At 64.4% G+C, this 14,288-nt stretch carries 15 protein-coding genes and 1 pseudogene; 7 read left to right on the plus strand and 9 right to left on the minus strand.

Going from position 1 to position 14,288, the window contains the following annotated elements; genetic code table 11:
- Positions 1 to 12 precede the first annotated feature (12 nt).
- Positions 13 to 375, plus strand: a complete 363-nt coding sequence (locus NKJ80_RS02025) for a nuclear transport factor 2 family protein (RefSeq protein ID WP_023806199.1) — start codon at positions 13 to 15, stop codon at positions 373 to 375.
- 191 nt (positions 376 to 566) lie between these two features.
- Here the strand turns inward: NKJ80_RS02025 and xylB are convergent, their stop codons facing one another.
- The 3 genes from xylB to NKJ80_RS02040 form a co-directional block, all read right to left on the minus strand.
- Complete coding sequence (gene xylB, locus NKJ80_RS02030) at positions 567 to 2,021, minus strand: xylulokinase (RefSeq protein WP_023806200.1); 1,455 nt, start codon at positions 2,019 to 2,021, stop codon at positions 567 to 569.
- An 81-nt stretch (positions 2,022 to 2,102) separates the two neighbouring features.
- Positions 2,103 to 3,428: a tetratricopeptide repeat protein gene (locus NKJ80_RS02035; RefSeq protein ID WP_023806201.1), complete on the minus strand. Its 1,326-nt coding sequence runs from the start codon at positions 3,426 to 3,428 to the stop codon at positions 2,103 to 2,105.
- A 24-nt stretch (positions 3,429 to 3,452) separates the two neighbouring features.
- Positions 3,453 to 4,076, minus strand: a complete 624-nt coding sequence (locus tag NKJ80_RS02040; RefSeq protein WP_023694251.1) for a LysE family translocator — start codon at positions 4,074 to 4,076, stop codon at positions 3,453 to 3,455.
- Positions 4,077 to 4,305: 229 nt separating this feature from the next.
- Between NKJ80_RS02040 and NKJ80_RS02045 the strand changes: the two genes are divergently transcribed.
- The 6 genes and pseudogenes from NKJ80_RS02045 to NKJ80_RS02070 all read left to right on the plus strand — a co-directional run bounded on the left by NKJ80_RS02045 (position 4,306) and on the right by NKJ80_RS02070 (position 8,822).
- Positions 4,306 to 5,073 (plus strand): L,D-transpeptidase, encoded by a 768-nt coding sequence (locus NKJ80_RS02045; RefSeq protein WP_023668871.1) that lies wholly within the window; start codon positions 4,306 to 4,308, stop codon positions 5,071 to 5,073.
- Positions 5,074 to 5,172: 99 nt separating this feature from the next.
- On the plus strand, positions 5,173 to 6,339 hold the full coding sequence (locus NKJ80_RS02050) for a diphosphate--fructose-6-phosphate 1-phosphotransferase (protein ID WP_023732598.1): 1,167 nt from the start codon (positions 5,173 to 5,175) through the stop codon (positions 6,337 to 6,339).
- Positions 6,339 to 7,103: an MBL fold metallo-hydrolase gene (locus tag NKJ80_RS02055; protein ID WP_352496958.1), complete on the plus strand. Its 765-nt coding sequence runs from the start codon at positions 6,339 to 6,341 to the stop codon at positions 7,101 to 7,103. The genes NKJ80_RS02050 and NKJ80_RS02055 overlap by 1 nt, the downstream gene beginning before the upstream one ends.
- A 15-nt stretch (positions 7,104 to 7,118) precedes the next feature.
- Positions 7,119 to 7,343: pseudogene (locus NKJ80_RS02060) on the plus strand (PDZ domain-containing protein); the annotation flags it as partial.
- 130 nt (positions 7,344 to 7,473) lie between these two features.
- Positions 7,474 to 8,085 (plus strand): sulfite oxidase-like oxidoreductase, encoded by a 612-nt coding sequence (locus NKJ80_RS02065; protein WP_352496959.1) that lies wholly within the window; start codon positions 7,474 to 7,476, stop codon positions 8,083 to 8,085.
- The gene (locus tag NKJ80_RS02070) at positions 8,082 to 8,822 is read left to right on the plus strand and encodes an FAD-binding oxidoreductase (protein ID WP_352496960.1); all 741 of its coding nucleotides are present in this window, start codon (positions 8,082 to 8,084) and stop codon (positions 8,820 to 8,822) included. Before NKJ80_RS02065 ends, NKJ80_RS02070 begins: the two co-directional genes overlap by 4 nt.
- Before the next feature lie 45 nt (positions 8,823 to 8,867).
- On the opposite strand, the gene NKJ80_RS02075 is transcribed toward NKJ80_RS02070, so the two are convergent.
- The 6 genes from NKJ80_RS02075 to NKJ80_RS02100 all read right to left on the minus strand — a co-directional run bounded on the left by NKJ80_RS02075 (position 8,868) and on the right by NKJ80_RS02100 (position 14,164).
- Positions 8,868 to 10,337 (minus strand): nucleotidyltransferase family protein, encoded by a 1,470-nt coding sequence (locus tag NKJ80_RS02075; protein WP_352496961.1) that lies wholly within the window; start codon positions 10,335 to 10,337, stop codon positions 8,868 to 8,870.
- Positions 10,337 to 11,029: a glycosyltransferase family 2 protein gene (locus tag NKJ80_RS02080; RefSeq protein ID WP_245261955.1), complete on the minus strand. Its 693-nt coding sequence runs from the start codon at positions 11,027 to 11,029 to the stop codon at positions 10,337 to 10,339. Before NKJ80_RS02080 ends, NKJ80_RS02075 begins: the two co-directional genes overlap by 1 nt.
- Positions 11,014 to 11,766, minus strand: a complete 753-nt coding sequence (locus NKJ80_RS02085) for a glycosyltransferase family 2 protein (protein ID WP_352496962.1) — start codon at positions 11,764 to 11,766, stop codon at positions 11,014 to 11,016. Before NKJ80_RS02085 ends, NKJ80_RS02080 begins: the two co-directional genes overlap by 16 nt.
- Positions 11,767 to 11,799: 33 nt before the next feature.
- Positions 11,800 to 12,543 carry a glycosyltransferase family 2 protein gene (locus tag NKJ80_RS02090; RefSeq protein WP_352496963.1) on the minus strand — a complete coding sequence of 248 codons (744 nt, stop codon included), beginning with the start codon at positions 12,541 to 12,543 and terminating at the stop codon, positions 11,800 to 11,802.
- Positions 12,540 to 13,589: a serine kinase gene (locus NKJ80_RS02095; RefSeq protein ID WP_352496964.1), complete on the minus strand. Its 1,050-nt coding sequence runs from the start codon at positions 13,587 to 13,589 to the stop codon at positions 12,540 to 12,542. The genes NKJ80_RS02090 and NKJ80_RS02095 overlap by 4 nt, the downstream gene beginning before the upstream one ends.
- A 152-nt stretch (positions 13,590 to 13,741) precedes the next feature.
- A complete protein-coding gene (locus NKJ80_RS02100) occupies positions 13,742 to 14,164 on the minus strand; it encodes a PqqD family protein (protein WP_023696905.1) in 423 nt (140 codons plus the stop codon).
- Between the last annotated feature and the right edge of the window lie 124 nt (positions 14,165 to 14,288).

Raw genomic sequence — 14,288 nt, forward strand, 5'->3', positions numbered from 1 at the left:
AGGAGACAGACCATGACCGACCTCAACACGATCGCCCAGAACTACATCACCGCCTGGAACGAGGCCGATGCGGATCGCCGTGCCGAACTGCTCAAGGCCACCTTCACCGAAGACGTCAGCTACCGCGATCCGCTGATGCAGGGCGACGGCCACGCCGGCGTTGCTGGGCTGATCGACGGCGTACAGCAGCGCTTCGCCGGCTTCCGGTTCTCGCTGAGGGGCCAGCCGGACGGGTTTGGCGACCGCATCCGCTTCTCGTGGAATCTTGGGCCGGAAGGCGTGCCGTCGGTTATCGAAGGCACCGATATCGGTGTTATCGAAAATGGGCGCCTGAAGAGCGTCACCGGGTTTCTCGACAAGGTGCCGGCGCAGTGATCGATTAAGGGTGGCGCGAGACACCCCCCTCTGCCCTGCCGGGCATCTCCCCCGCAAGGGGGGAGATTGGCTGGCATCCACGCCTTCGCTAATCACCCACCTTACAAGACTGGCATACCCGCCGACGCTGCCGATCTCCCCCCTTGCGGGGGAGATGCCCGGCAGGGCAGAGGGGGGTGCTTCGCGCCGACTCACGCGGTCACGCCTTTGATCGCCGGGTACAGCGCCCGGTAGCGCTGATAGGCATCGGCATACGCCCCGCCAAGCGGGACATCCGGTTCGATCGTCGCATCCGTCCTCGGCGCCGTGCACACCTCCAGCGGATCAGCCCCTGTCGCCGCGATCAGACCAAGCCTCGCCGCGCCAAAGGCAGCACCGAAATCGCCGTCGGCCGGAATGTCCACGGGCACCTGCAGCGCCGTGGCGATCGCCTTCAGCCAGTAGCGCGAGCGCGAGCCGCCGCCGATCGCCGTCACCCGCGTCAAGATCGTGCCCGCCGTCTTCAAGGCTTCGAGACTGTCGCGGAAGGCGAAGGCGACGCCTTCAAGCAAGGCCTGCGTCAGCACTGCGCGGCCGGATTCATGCGCCAGTCCGGTGAAGGACCCACGAATGGCGGAATCATTATGCGGCGTGCGCTCGCCCGAGAGATAGGGCAGGAACGACACCCCGCTCGGCGCTTTCAGCACATCGCCAAGTTCGGCGGTCAATTCGCCGGCCTTCTTGCCTGAAATCTCCGACAGCCAGTTCAGCGAATCGGTCGCCGACAGGATGACGCCCATCTGGTGCCAGGTGTTTGGCAGCGCGTGACAGAAGGTGTGCACCGCGCTGGCCGGATTGGGCAAATAGGACGCGTTGGCGGCAAACAGCACGCCGGATGTGCCAAGCGACACGAAGGCATGGCCGGCGCCGACCGTGCCCATCCCGCAAGCCGAGGCCGCATTGTCGCCGGCGCCACCGGCCACCGGGACGCCTGATGCGATGCCCCAGCTGGCGGCCAGTTCGGCGCGCAGCGCGCCGGCCTTCTCCGTGCCTTCGACCAGCGACGGCATCTGCCTTTCGTCGAGCGATGTCGCCGCAAGCAGCTCGGAAGACCAGCGCCGTTTGCCGACATCGAGCCAGGAGGTGCCGGCCGAGTCGGACATTTCTGAGATATGCTCGCCGGTAAGCCACAACCGCAGGAAATCCTTCGGCAAAAGCACTTTTGCAACCTTGGCGAAAACCGCGGGCTCGTTGTTCTTCACCCAGGCGAGTTTCGGCGCCGTGAAGCCGGGGAAGACGATGTTGCCGGTCAGTTGGCGGAAGCGCGGGTCGGCATCGAGCGCCGCGGCCTCGGCGTGACTGCGCGTATCGTTCCACAGGATGCAGGGGCGCAGCACCTGGTCGCCGGCATCGAGCAAGGTGGCGCCATGCATATGGCCGGAAAGGCCGATGCCCTTGACCGCGGCAAGCTCTTTCGGGTGCGAGGTTTTCAGCTCGGCGATGGCCGTCTCGCAGGCGCGGATCCAGTCGGCGGGGTTTTGTTCGGACCAGCCGGGATGCGGCCGCGATACGTCAAGCGAAGCATGGCCGGAGCCGATGATCTTCTGCCCGGCATCGATCAACAGCGCCTTGACGCCCGACGTGCCGAGATCGAGGCCGAGATACATGCATTCCTCCCATCGCCATTAATTTTTTCGGGTCTCGAAAAAATCTGGCTTGCCAGTTTTTAAAACAAGATCCGCCGCGGGTCAATTCTCTGACAAATTGGCGGCGCGTTGCGAAAACAGCGCCGACAGCGGACTGTCCGGCCGGACCAGTGCGCGCTCGGCCGTCAACGCCCAGGCAAGCGCCGTGTCGTCGGCGCGCAACGCCGCCTCGATCAGCGTGAGATCAATCACATCGCGCTGGGCGTGGCTGCCGCCAAAGCGATGGGCAATGGCGCGGATCGGTCGGATCAGGCGCACCGCTTCGCTGTAATTGCCCTCGCCGAATGCCTTGATGCCTTCCGTCAGTGGCTGGCCGACATCCCGGGTAAAGGCGGCGTTGTCGTCGCTGCCGCGCATCGCCTCGTGCTGGGCTTCGAGCAAGATCTTGACCGGCGCTTCGAGACCGGCGCCGACGAATGCCATCATCGCATGCGCATCGTTGAAGGCGTAATTGCCGGCTCCAGCCTTCGGCGCCCAGTTGGCGGCGAGCGCTGCCCAGCGGTCGCCGACATCGACACCGCCGAGATAAAGCCGCCACAGGATCGCGGATGCATCGACCATGTTCAGCGCCAGCGTCGAACGCTCGCCATAGATCGGCCCGTCATAGAGTTTGAGCACCTCGTCGGTCTCGCCGAGATCGTAGTGGAACAGCGCCAGATGCCACCAATTATGCACCTGCAGGAAGCTCTCTTTGGTCCACGCCTCGGGATTGGCGCGCATCCAGGCGATGCCGTCCCGTTGCCGGCTCTGCATCTCCATGACATGGGCGACCGCGTGCTGCGCCCAGCCGTCTCGCGGCTCGATCTCGATCGCCTGTCGGCCGAAACTTTCGGCTCTGATATAGTCGCCCATCTCCTCGAGACCGAAGGCCTGCATACCGAGAATGGCGTGATAACCTGGCATGCCGCTCTGCCAGGACGGTAGCGCGCGGCCGATACGGTCGCGCAGCATGCGGGCATTGCCGGTGAAGAAGTCGATCTGGTGGCCGACCTGCAACGCCACCGCGTCGAGCGGGTTGTCGATGGCGATATCTTCGAGCAGGCGCGCGGCGTCATGCCAGCGTCCCTCGGCAAGGTGGCCAAGGGCCGCCACATGCGCCTGTTCGCGCGGCGTCGCGGCAAGCGGCAGTGCCGCAGCATGGCATGCCTGGGCGACCGCCGTTGCCTCGCGTTCGGTGGCGAGGCCGAACAGATACCCCTTGAAGACATGCGCCATGACGAAACCGGGATCCGCCGATATGGCGCGGTCAACGGAGCCGACCGGGTCGCCGACGAAGCATTGCAATTCATGAACGGCCTGGCTGTAGGGTGAAAACCCGGCCTCGGTCGCGCCCGAAAACATTAGGCCGAATGGATCTCTTACTGCCATATCGGCCCTGATGCTCCGCAGTTCCTAATGGCCCGAGCGCATCGCCACCGTAGCGATCCCGGCGCCGACCAGCAGCGTGCCGCCGGTGCGGTTGAAGATGCGGATCGCCTTGGGGTTGCGTACGACGTTGCGGGCGCGCGCCGCAATCAGCGCGTAGCCGAAGGCATTGGCGAAGGCGAGCGCCAGGAAGGTCGTTTCGAAGATCAGCATCTGTGTCCAGAAATCGGCTTCCCGATTGAGGAACTGCGGCAGGAAGGCGACAAAGAACGTGATGCTCTTCGGGTTGAGTGCGGTGACCAGCCAGGCGTGCGCCATCATCTTGGCGGCCGAGACGGCATCTGTGCGTGGTTCGGCTTTGAGCGCGCCGCCGGCGCGAAACAGTTTTACCCCGAGATAGATCAGATAGCAGGCGCCGATCAGCTTCAGAATGGTGAACACGGTCGCCGACGCGGCCAGCAGCGCGCCGATGCCCAGCATCGACAGGGTCATGGCGGTGAAGTCGCCCAGCGCCACGCCGACGGCCATCGGCAAGGCAGTGCGCCAGCCCTGGCCCAGCGCATAGGACACGACCAGAAGAATGGTCGGGCCCGGAATGATGAGCAGCACGGCCGAGGCGGCGGCGAAGGCGGCCCAGTTTTCGAACGACATCTTTGTCTCCTTGAGCGCAAAGAAAAGGATAAATCCTCGTGTGCGGAGGAATGTAAAGAGCCCTCTCCCAAAAATGCACGGCGGACCATTTCGCCAGATCGCTGCGGCTATTGGCGGCACACGCTTAAGACCGGTCGTTGGGCCTTCACCCTTTTTCAACCATGTTTGGCGAAACTGCCTGCTATCCGGCCGGACCGTGTTTCCCGCCGACAGCGTAGGGTTTGGGTGCATGCGTGAGTTGCCGCAGAATGTGACGCCGCCAGCAAATGGCGACGCAAACGAGACCGAACATCTCTATTCCCGCCGCTTCGTCCTGTCAGGGGCCGGCGCCATGACGCTGCTCGGCATGGCCGGCTGCAGCACTTCGACGCTCGAGCTGCCGCAATTCCAGCTGGATGACACGGTCACCGGCTCGGTGCGGCCGATCCGTCCGGCGATCAGCGTCGACAAGAACGTTACCGGCCCCGATGTCATGTACGCCTCGCTCAACGATGGCGGCTTCGAAGTGCCGGCGGTGCCCTATCAGAAGGTCAAGCCGGAGTTCCGCCGCCAGATCGTCGTCAACGAGACCGGCGAGGCGCCCGGCACCATTGTCGTCCATCTGCAGGAGCGAAAGCTCTATCTGGTGCAGGAGGGCGGCGACGCCATCCGCTACGGCGTCGGCATCGGCAAGGACGGCTTCCGCTGGTCCGGCCGCGCCAACATCCAGTACGGCAAGGAATGGCCGACCTGGACGCCGCCGCCGGAGATGATCCAGCGCAAGCCGGAACTGGTGAAATGGCAAAACGGCCAGCCCGGTGGCCTCACCAACCCGCTCGGCGCACGCGCTCTTTACATCTACCAGGACGGCAAGGACACCGGCTACCGCATACACGGTTCGCCGGAATGGGCGAGCATTGGCCAGGCGATGTCGTCGGGCTGCGTGCGCCTGATCAACCAGGATATCATCGACCTCTACAGCCGCGTTTCCAAGAAGAACCCGGTCGTGGTCGTCTGATCCTGTGCGGCGGTTTGGCGCCGCTGGAAACTCCCGTTGCGCGATGCGGCAAGCTAGGCCAAGGTGCCTTGAAAACCACAGCGCCGGGAGAGATCGAGCATGGCTGGAACGTTTGTCATCGCACAGGGCGGCGGCCCGACCGCCGTCATCAACCAGACGGTTGTCGGGGCCACGCTGGAAGTCCGCAAGCGCCATCCCGGCGCCAAGGTGCTGGGCTCGCTCCACGGCGTGCGCGGCATTCGTGACGGCAACTATGTCGACCTCTCCGCCATCCCAGAGGACCGGCTGCGGCTGATCGCCGGCACGCCGAGTGCCGCGCTCGGCTCGACGCGCGACAAACCGGATGCCGCCTATTGCGAGGTCATCCTCAAGGGCCTGAAGAAGGCCGGCGCCGACGCTTTCATCTACATCGGTGGCAACGACACGTCGGGCACGCAGCAGATTCTGACCGACGCCGCCGGCGGCAGCATTGCTTTCGTCCATGCGCCAAAAACCATCGACAACGACCTCGAGGAAAACGACCACACGCCGGGCTTCATCTCGGCGGCCGAATTCGTCGCCGGCGCCTTCCTGTCCGTCGATCTCGATTTCCGCGCATTGCCCGGCATCTATGTCGGCATCGTAATGGGTCGGCATGCCGGCTTCCTCACCGCGGCGGCTGCAGCCTGGCAGCTCGATCCCGACAGCGGCCCGCATCTGGTCTACGTGCCGGAACGGCCGTTCTCCGCCGCCGGTTTCATCGACGACGTGCGCGCCACGCTCGACCGCCACAAGCGTTGCATCGTCGCCGTCTCCGAAGGAGTCAGCACCGCCGACGGCAAGGCGCTGGTCGAAAGCCTGGTGCCGCCGGACAAGCTCGAGCGCGACGCGCATGGCAACGTCAAACTGTCGGGCAGCGACCTGCCGTCAGCTCTGGAACGTGCGCTCGCCGAAGGCCTGCCGGGCAAGCGCGCCCGCGTCGATGCGCTTGGCTACATGCCGCGCGGCTATGTCGGCGCGATCAGCGCCGTCGACGCGCGGGAGGCTTTCGACGCCGGCGCCTTCGCGGTTGCCGTTGCCGGCGAAGGCGGTGGCTCGGTGGCGCTGCAATATGACGGCACGAAAACCGTGCTGAAGAAGGTGCCGCTGAAGAACGTCGCCGGCAAGACGCGCCATATGCCCGACGATTTCATGAAGCCCGATGTCAACCAGCTGTCGGAAGCGGGCATGGCTTACCTGAAGCGGCTGGTGCCGGAAAAATACAAGGTGGGAAAGCCCTTCGTCTGATGGGCGGCCGTTTTGGCGGCACCCGTTTTGGTGGCGAGCGCGTTGTCGGCGACTGGTTCGGCAAGACGATCATCGACGACCGCACGACGATGCTGACCGAGCCGTTCGTGCATGATTTCGTGCTCGCCAACATCTGGCATTTCAGGGGACGCGACGCCGACCTGCTGGTCGACACCGGCATGGGCATCTGCCCGCTGGCGCCTGAGATCGACACGCCCGAGGGCAAGCCGCTCATCGTTGTCGCCACCCACATCCATCTCGACCATGTCGGCTCGCTGCACGAGTTTCCGCTGCGCGCCGGGCCGCGGCACAGTGCCGAGCATTTCGAGACCATGAACGATCAGGTGACCTACGCCTACATGTTCAACAATCTCGACGGCGCCGTTTCGAAATTGCCGGCGCCGGGCTGGACGGCGGCCGACTACAAGATCCCGCCGGCGCCGCTGACGCGCACGCTGGACGAGGGCGACATCGTCGACCTCGGCGACCGGCAGTTCCGCGTCCTGCATCTGCCCGGACATTCGCCGGATTCGATCGCTTTGTTCGAAGAGACGGACGGGTTGTTCTTTGCCGGCGACGCCATCTACGATTCCATGCTGATCGACGACCTGCCGGATTCCTGCCGGCCTGATTATCGCCGTACCATGCAGCGGCTCCTCGATCTGCCTGTCCGTCTCGGCCATGGCGGCCATGGGCCGAGCTTCGACGGCAACCGGATGCGCGAGATCGCCACAACCTATCTCAGGCGCACCGGAGGCCTCTGACGACATTGTGATCGGAACCAGCGTGGCGCCGTGGTCGAGCGTCCGGACAAGGCAGCCGCCAATGCCGGCCTGCAGCCGGGCGACGTCATCGTCGCCGTCGACCAGTCGCCGGTGCGGAATGCGCGGCAAGCCAACCAGGCGATCGCCGAGGCCGGCAGATCGGGCCGGAAGTCGGTGCTGCTTTTGATCGATCGCGGCGACGCGCAAATCTTCGTCGCCGTATCCTTCGCCGCCGGTTGAGACATCATGGCAGGCTCGCCGGACCACCGACAGGCCTGCCGCACGGCCGCCGAAATTCCTGTTGCCCGCCGCGACATCTTCGAGAACATTACGGCAGGCCGGCAATGGCCTGCTAAAAACGGACAGTCAAATGGTCACTCGCGGTTTTTCCTCCGGTCGAAAGCCTCCGACGGAGACCGATGCGCGCATTCCGCCCGGTCAGTATCTCGAACAGGGCTTTCCGGTGCTGTCGGCGGGGCCGACGCCGCGCGTGCGCACCGAGGACTGGTCGTTCACGCTCAAGCACGGGCCACGCCCGATCAAAAAGTGGAACTGGGCCGAGTTCAACGCGCTGCCCTTGACCAAGATGACGCGCGACATCCATTGCGTTACCGCCTGGACCAAGTTCGATACCGCCTGGCAAGGCGTGCTGGTCGACGACATCCTTGCCGATGCCGGTATCGAAGCGCCGACCGGCTTCCTGCTGGCGCATGGCTATGACGGCTACACCACCAACGTGCCGGCCAAGGATCTCACCGCGGGGAAGGCGATGGTGGCGCTGCTTTATGAAGGCAAGCCGATCACTGCCGACCATGGCGGCCCGGCGCGGCTCCTGGTGCCGCATCTCTATTTCTGGAAATCGGCCAAATGGCTGAACGGGCTGCAGTTCACCGAGCGCGACGAGCCGGGCTTCTGGGAATTGCGCGGCTATCACATCTATGGCGACCCGTGGCGCGAGCAGCGCTATAGAGGCGATCCATGAGCGAAGCGCCGCAATCTCCCTGGCAGACGGCGAAAATCACCCGGATCGAAAAGCGGACGCCACGCGTCACCAGTTTCTTCTTCGCGCTGTCACGGCCATTCGCCTATCGCGCCGGACAGCATGTCGATGTCAGGCTGACTGCGCCTGACGGCTACCAAGCGCGCCGCTCCTATTCCATCGCCTCGGCGCCGGAGAGCGGCGCCACGATCGAGCTGGCGATCGAGAAGCTCGACGACGGTGAAGTCTCGCCCTTCTTCCACGACATCGCCGCGGTCGGTGACGAGATCGAACTGCGCGGGCCGCTCGGCGGCCATTTCGTCTGGTCCGATGGGGATGGCGGGCCGCTGCTTCTGGTCGGCGGCGGCTCCGGCGTCGTGCCGCTGATGGCGATGGTGCGTCACCGGACCTTGCGCAAATCGGCGGTGCCGGTGGCGCTGATGTTTTCGGTGCGGGTCTGGGACGAGGTGATCTTCCGCGACGAGCTGATCGGTCTCGGTGACCGCCGCGACGGGTTCGAGCTGGTGCTTACGCTGACGCGCGAGGCGGCACGGCGCCCGTCCGACTATTCGAGGCGCATCGACACGGCAATGGTCATGCAGGCGCTCACGCGGCTGCCGCCGCCGCCGGCGCTCGCCTTCGTCTGCGGGTCGAACACCTTCGTCTCGGCGGCTGCCCGGGCGCTGATCGACGCCGGCATACCAGCGGAAATCATCCGCACCGAGCGCTATGGCGTCTGAGAGGGCCACAGTGGTTCACCGTTTCATGGAGACAGCGAACCGCTCTCAGGCGGGTGAAAACCTTGCCGACAGCAATTGGAACGGCAGCGCGCCATAGGCGGCGACTTCGGCCTCATTGTCCCAGTTGCGGAACTGGCGCGATGGCCGTGCCTCGATCACCAGAGGCCGGCCGGTGTCGTCCACCGTTACCTTGCCGCGAAAGCGCAGCACACGTCCGCCGCCGGCGCGGCTGATCACCATGGAACGCAAGCGGGCGACGTGACCGCTGCCGGCATTGATTTCCATCTCGATGCGGCGGCGGACTGGCGGAACGACGATCCTGACGGTGACGTCCAGCATCATCTCTCCAGTCCTGTCCGGACGCGGCAGGGCCTGAGAAAGCGCGAACGGTTCCGGCGTCGCTCTTGCCTTGCGCAATGTCGGCCTGCCGCGCCAGACGGCAGCAGGCGTCGGATGCTGCAGTCGGCCCTTCTTGCGTTTCAGGCGCAACTGCTTGGCAAAGCCGCGCGACAGCCAGACAAGACCGCCGAAATCGGTGCGCGGCTTGGCCTGCAGCACCGAGGACCAGCGCGACAGGCCGGCGTGATCGGCGTTCGCAACCGTCCGTGCCAGTTCAGCCGGCGGCACTGCAATGCCGATTTCCAGGCTGAGGTAGGACAGCGCCACCGCCGCGGCTACGGCCAGGTGGCGCCTGGCGACGATATCGGCGAACACGTCCCAGTCGACCTCGTCGCCCTTGATGGCGACGGCGCAGTCGACCAGCCAGTCGCTGTGGGTGTGGGCATCGAGGCCGCCATGTGCGATGGCGAGCGCCATGCGGTCGGCCGGAGAGGGAACAAGCACGCGGACGCCATTGAAATCGGCTGACAGCGCCCGCTGCCAGATCGCCAGATCATCTTCCGCGCTTTGCTGCGACCCGTCATAAGCGAGCTGGTGCAGGTCGATGTCGCCGAAACTGCCCTTGAAAAAATTCATCGAACGCAAGGACGCCAGCCTGGTGCGCAGATATTGCGGACTGACGCCGGTGGCGATCTGCCAGTCGCGTTCGCTAAGCACATCGAAGGCGGCAATCATAGCCTGCGGGCGCACCAGTATGTCGATGTCATGCGCCACCCGGCCGCGCTGCGCCGACGCGTTAATGGCGATCCGGCTGGCGCCTTTGATTAGCATCACCGCGCAGCCGGCGTCGATCATGGCCTGTAGCGCCGGCTCGGCCTCGCGCGCAGCCAGCCGCGATTTGGTCCACAGCATCTTTTGCAGGCCGACAAGACGTGGATAGGCCGGATGCCCAGCGAGCTTGCGGCCGAACCTGTCGGAGATCGCGGCCAGCAGCCGATGCTCTCGGAAGGCAACATGGTCGATATCGTTCTCGTCGAGCCAGCGCGCCGCGTAACGCCCTGCCGCTTCTTCATCGGGCAGCAATGCGGCCTTCAGCAGCTGGTCGAGTCCGCCAGTTGGCCATGACCAACCATAGTCCGGAAACCGACGGCCGATACGGCGCATGGCATTGGCCATCAGTCGGCGCTCGCCTTTTTCGCTGCTCGCCTTTGCATGGCCAGCCTTACGACTTCGACATAACCGCGGTCGCGCACGGGGTCGCGTCCATAGGACATGCTGTCGGGCCGGATGCGGCGCAAGGTCAGGACATCGTCGAGCATGGCAAGCGCAAAGCCCGCCTCGCGGGCACGGGCGATCCAGTCGACCATGTCGCCGCGACCGCCTTGCGGGTCGATGATCGGACCGACGGCCTCGGCTACCTCCCGGCGGATCATCATCGTCGTGCGCGACCAGCCCGCCACGGCCACGTCCTGTTGCACATCGGGCTTGTCATCGCGAAACGTCCGCCAGTGGGCAAAGACTCCTGCCGTCGCGGGAAACCGCTCGAAATGCTCCAGCTGCCTTTCGATCTTGGTCGGCAGCCACAGATCGTCCGCATCGAGCGTGGCGACGAAGGGCGTCGCCAGCGCGGCGATGCCCCTGGTGGTGGCGCTGCCTGGTCCGGCATTGTCCTGGCGCAACACCCGCACCGGCATGCCCAGCGCATTGACTACCGCGACCGTATCGTCGGTCGAGCCGTCATCGACGACGATTATGGCGTCGGGCTGGACCGTCTGGGCCGCGACCGATCGCAGCGTCTCGGCGATGGTGGCGGTCGCGTTGAAGGCCGGAATGACGACGCCGTAGCTGGCCATCACAGGAAACGCCAATTCGCTAGTTCCTTGAAATCGAAGATGCCGTCGACAGGGTGCAAGGAGCGGTCGGCCTCGCGCCGTTTCATCGACTTGTAGACGGCGCGCATGAATTCGCGAAAAGGAACATCGGCCTGCCTGGTCATGTTGCCGGGATGGCGCCGGTAATAGAGCGCAACAGTGTCGGGCATCGTGAATTTCGGCCCGGTTTCGAAAGTGCGCAGCAGATAGTCGGTGTCCTCGGCCTGGTGGAAATCCTCGTCGAAGCTGCCGATGCGTTCGACCAACCGCCGGACGAAGATAGCGGGAGACAGGTGAATGCCGCGAACCGTCACCGAGTGGCTGTCGGCTGTCGGCTCCAGCGTATCGTCATCTATGTCGTCGACCAGCGTCATGCGCGAATAGGTCAGCTCGAGGGTGGGGTCTGCGTCGAAACAGGCCAGATCCGCCTTGAAGCGGCCCGGCGGGGAAATGTCGTCCGAATCGAGAAACGATACCAGCCTGGTCTGCGGCAGCAATTGCCGCAAGCCCGCGTTTCGTGCCCGCGTCACCCCGGCATTCTGCTGCTGGAAAAGGCGAATGCACGGCGCCTCCGCGATCAGCGAGCGCACGACCGCCACCGAACTGTCGGTCGAACCGTCATCGATAACGATGATGTCGAGATCGGCGGCATCGCGCTGCCTCAGCAGCGAGCGCAGCGCCGAGCCGACATGGCGTTCGCGGTTGTAGACCGGCATGATCACGCTCAGCTTCACGCACGCATTCCAGGCTGTGATCTGTTCATTCTTTCACCACTCTGCCGGGCGCCTGATCTCGAAAAGCCCCTCGACCGGGCGCCGCGACGGATCGGCCTTGCGCCGCCGCAAGGATTTCTGAATTACACGCAGATATTCGCGCACCGCCACATCCCTTTGCTTGGTCAAATTGCCGGGGTGGCGCCGGTAGTATACCGCGACGGTGTCGGGAAAAATGTGCTTCGGGCTGGTTTCGAAAATGCGCAGCAGATAGTCGGCGTCTTCGCCCTGCCGGAACTCCTCGTCGAAAGCACCGGCACGGTCGATCAGTGCCCTGCGGAATATCCCGGCGCTAAGGCTGACGCCGCGCACGGTGGGACCTGCGCCGCCCGGTGCCGGTTGGAGGGTTTCGTCGTCCATGAGATCGACGCGCGTCATCAGCGAGTAGGTCAGCTCGAGCGCAGGGTCGGCCGCGAACAGGGGTAGGTCAGCCTTGAATCGTCCAGCCGGCGAGACGTCGTCCGAATCCAGGAACGACACCAGTTCGGTTTGCGGCAGCAACTGCTTCAGCCCTGTGTTGCGCGCGTTGGCCACGCCCTGGTTTGCCTGCTGGAACAGGCGGATGCACGACGCTTCCCGCATGATGGCGCGGACTGCTTCAACGGAGCTGTCCGTCGAGCCGTCGTCGACAACGATGATATCGAGATCGGCATCGTCGCGTTGCCTGAGCAGGGACCGCAACGTCGAAACGACATAGATCTCCCGATTGTACACCGGCACAATGATGCTCAACTTCATGCAGCGCCCCGAAGGACGAAATCCGCAATCGTGCCGGCGATCTCGCGCGGCTCGGTCCCCAGCGACAGCCGGTAGCATGGCAGATCGCGGGTAAGCTCGCTGAAAAAGCGAAAGCCCGCTTCCCGCTCGCCCGGCATCTGCACGATTCCTGACGGGGCCAAGGCGATCATGGCATCCTTGCGCGATATGGGCATGACCGAGCTTCTCGCACCTCCCCTGATATGGGGCACTATCAAAGCAATAATGTCCAGACTTGCAGGAGGTGGTCGAGGCGCGATCTCGTCGATGCGAAAGGCATGCTTGCCTTGCCAGTTCAGCGGTTGGTACGACTTTAGCCGACCCTCCAGCTTCAGCCGCTTGAAGCCCTCCGGATCCTGCTTGAGCGTGGCAAACAGCGGATAGGCCGTCACCCCCTCGGTCCGGTCGATCAGCACATAGTCGTCGCCGACGCTATCGAGCCCATTGAGCAGGCCGGCGACGACCGTTCCCGATTTGCCGGCACCGCCGGAGCCCGCCAGCAACACGCCCTTGCCATCGATGCCCAGCGTGCCGGCATGGGTGAGCCGCATGCCGCGCGCCGCATATTCCCAATGCAGGAAGGCGCGCAGCGGCGCCCCTTGTTCCCATGGCGGAAAGGCGTCGGCCGACATCATCAGCTGCGCCCCGACATGGCGTTGCGGATCATGGAACTGCCAGAAGTCGAGGTCATGATAGTAGCTGCCGCGCAATCCGGCCTCTTCCAGCCGGTTGGCAAAGGCATGATGGTTGTAATCGCCTCGGCCCCAGGTGGCCGGGGCGAGGACGCCATCGATGGCCGGGTGGGCGACGAAAATGCGGCAGCCGTCAGATGCAGACGGATTTTCCGGGGCCGGTATGAAGGCATGGCTCATGGCTTCCGCCAGCGTGCCATGGTCGAGGTGGACACTCAGGTCCAGTCCCGGCAACCGCACGCTGGCGGCAACGGGATAGAAGGCGGCGGCGCTTTCCGCGGCCGCCAGCACATGGCGGGCATAATCCGGCAGGGTTTGCAGCGTGATCAAAGGCATGTGTTGGTTGTTCAGCGTCCAGAATTGCGCCGGGTCGCCTGATGCACGTCGCTCGGGGTGGCCCCGGTTTTGAGACGACGACGTGCATAAAATCAAAGATCTAAACCGCGTCGCCTGAGTCCGTTCAAACGCGACGCGCTTTAGGGAAACGATTATGCCTGTTTCACCGCCGGCCAGCCGAGAGGTTCCTCGACCTCATGGATCGGGTCGACAATGATGAGATCGGCAAGGTCGTCATGAACATCGACCTTGAGCGGCTCATTGCTGGCAGCAAGCGCAGACGACAGCTCGCCCGAAAGCGGTTGTGCCGGTGTTTCGGCTGGCGCAAGCAACCCGAAATCGAGCAGTCGGGCAACGAAGCTTTCGAGGTCGGCCAGGCTTATTTTTGCGGCGCCCGCGGCAGCTCCGACCAGCGCTTCAGTGGCGACGCCGGACGACAAAGCCTGCCAGACCCGGCTGCCGGAATCGGAAAAGCCGAAATACTTACCGTTCGAAAGATCGAGAACGACGGCTTCGCCATCGAATGATTCGAAAACGATGTCCTTGCTTGCGACCGCGTAGACCCGCTGTTGCATCGCTCTGTCCCCCGTTCCATGCGCCCATGAAGGGATGCGCCGGTTTCACGGTCTGCCCAGCCCTTCCTAAGTGCGTCTAAATCACTCGGCCTATGCTTGGCAAGACAAAGACCCGCGAACACAA

It is taken from the genome of Mesorhizobium sp. M0030 (assembly GCF_040323695.1).
Classification (GTDB): Bacteria; Pseudomonadota; Alphaproteobacteria; order Rhizobiales; family Rhizobiaceae; genus Mesorhizobium.

What these genes read in the sequence shown, in the direction of transcription:
- NKJ80_RS02065 (WP_352496959.1), top strand. Translation starts at nt 7,474, where the DNA reads ATGGTCACTCGCGGTTTTTCCTCCGGTCGAAAGCCTCCGACGGAGACC.
- NKJ80_RS02040 (WP_023694251.1), bottom strand. Translation starts at nt 4,076, where the DNA reads ATGTCGTTCGAAAACTGGGCCGCCTTCGCCGCCGCCTCGGCCGTGCTG.
- NKJ80_RS02090 (WP_352496963.1), bottom strand. Translation starts at nt 12,543, where the DNA reads ATGAAGTTGAGCATCATTGTGCCGGTGTACAATCGGGAGATCTATGTC.
- NKJ80_RS02045 (WP_023668871.1), top strand. Translation starts at nt 4,306, where the DNA reads ATGCGTGAGTTGCCGCAGAATGTGACGCCGCCAGCAAATGGCGACGCA.
- NKJ80_RS02025 (WP_023806199.1), top strand. Translation starts at nt 13, where the DNA reads ATGACCGACCTCAACACGATCGCCCAGAACTACATCACCGCCTGGAAC.
- xylB (WP_023806200.1), bottom strand. Translation starts at nt 2,021, where the DNA reads ATGTATCTCGGCCTCGATCTCGGCACGTCGGGCGTCAAGGCGCTGTTG.
- NKJ80_RS02035 (WP_023806201.1), bottom strand. Translation starts at nt 3,428, where the DNA reads ATGGCAGTAAGAGATCCATTCGGCCTAATGTTTTCGGGCGCGACCGAG.
- NKJ80_RS02055 (WP_352496958.1), top strand. Translation starts at nt 6,339, where the DNA reads ATGGGCGGCCGTTTTGGCGGCACCCGTTTTGGTGGCGAGCGCGTTGTC.
- NKJ80_RS02050 (WP_023732598.1), top strand. Translation starts at nt 5,173, where the DNA reads ATGGCTGGAACGTTTGTCATCGCACAGGGCGGCGGCCCGACCGCCGTC.
- NKJ80_RS02095 (WP_352496964.1), bottom strand. Translation starts at nt 13,589, where the DNA reads ATGCCTTTGATCACGCTGCAAACCCTGCCGGATTATGCCCGCCATGTG.
- NKJ80_RS02070 (WP_352496960.1), top strand. Translation starts at nt 8,082, where the DNA reads ATGAGCGAAGCGCCGCAATCTCCCTGGCAGACGGCGAAAATCACCCGG.
- NKJ80_RS02075 (WP_352496961.1), bottom strand. Translation starts at nt 10,337, where the DNA reads ATGGCCAATGCCATGCGCCGTATCGGCCGTCGGTTTCCGGACTATGGT.
- NKJ80_RS02100 (WP_023696905.1), bottom strand. Translation starts at nt 14,164, where the DNA reads ATGCAACAGCGGGTCTACGCGGTCGCAAGCAAGGACATCGTTTTCGAA.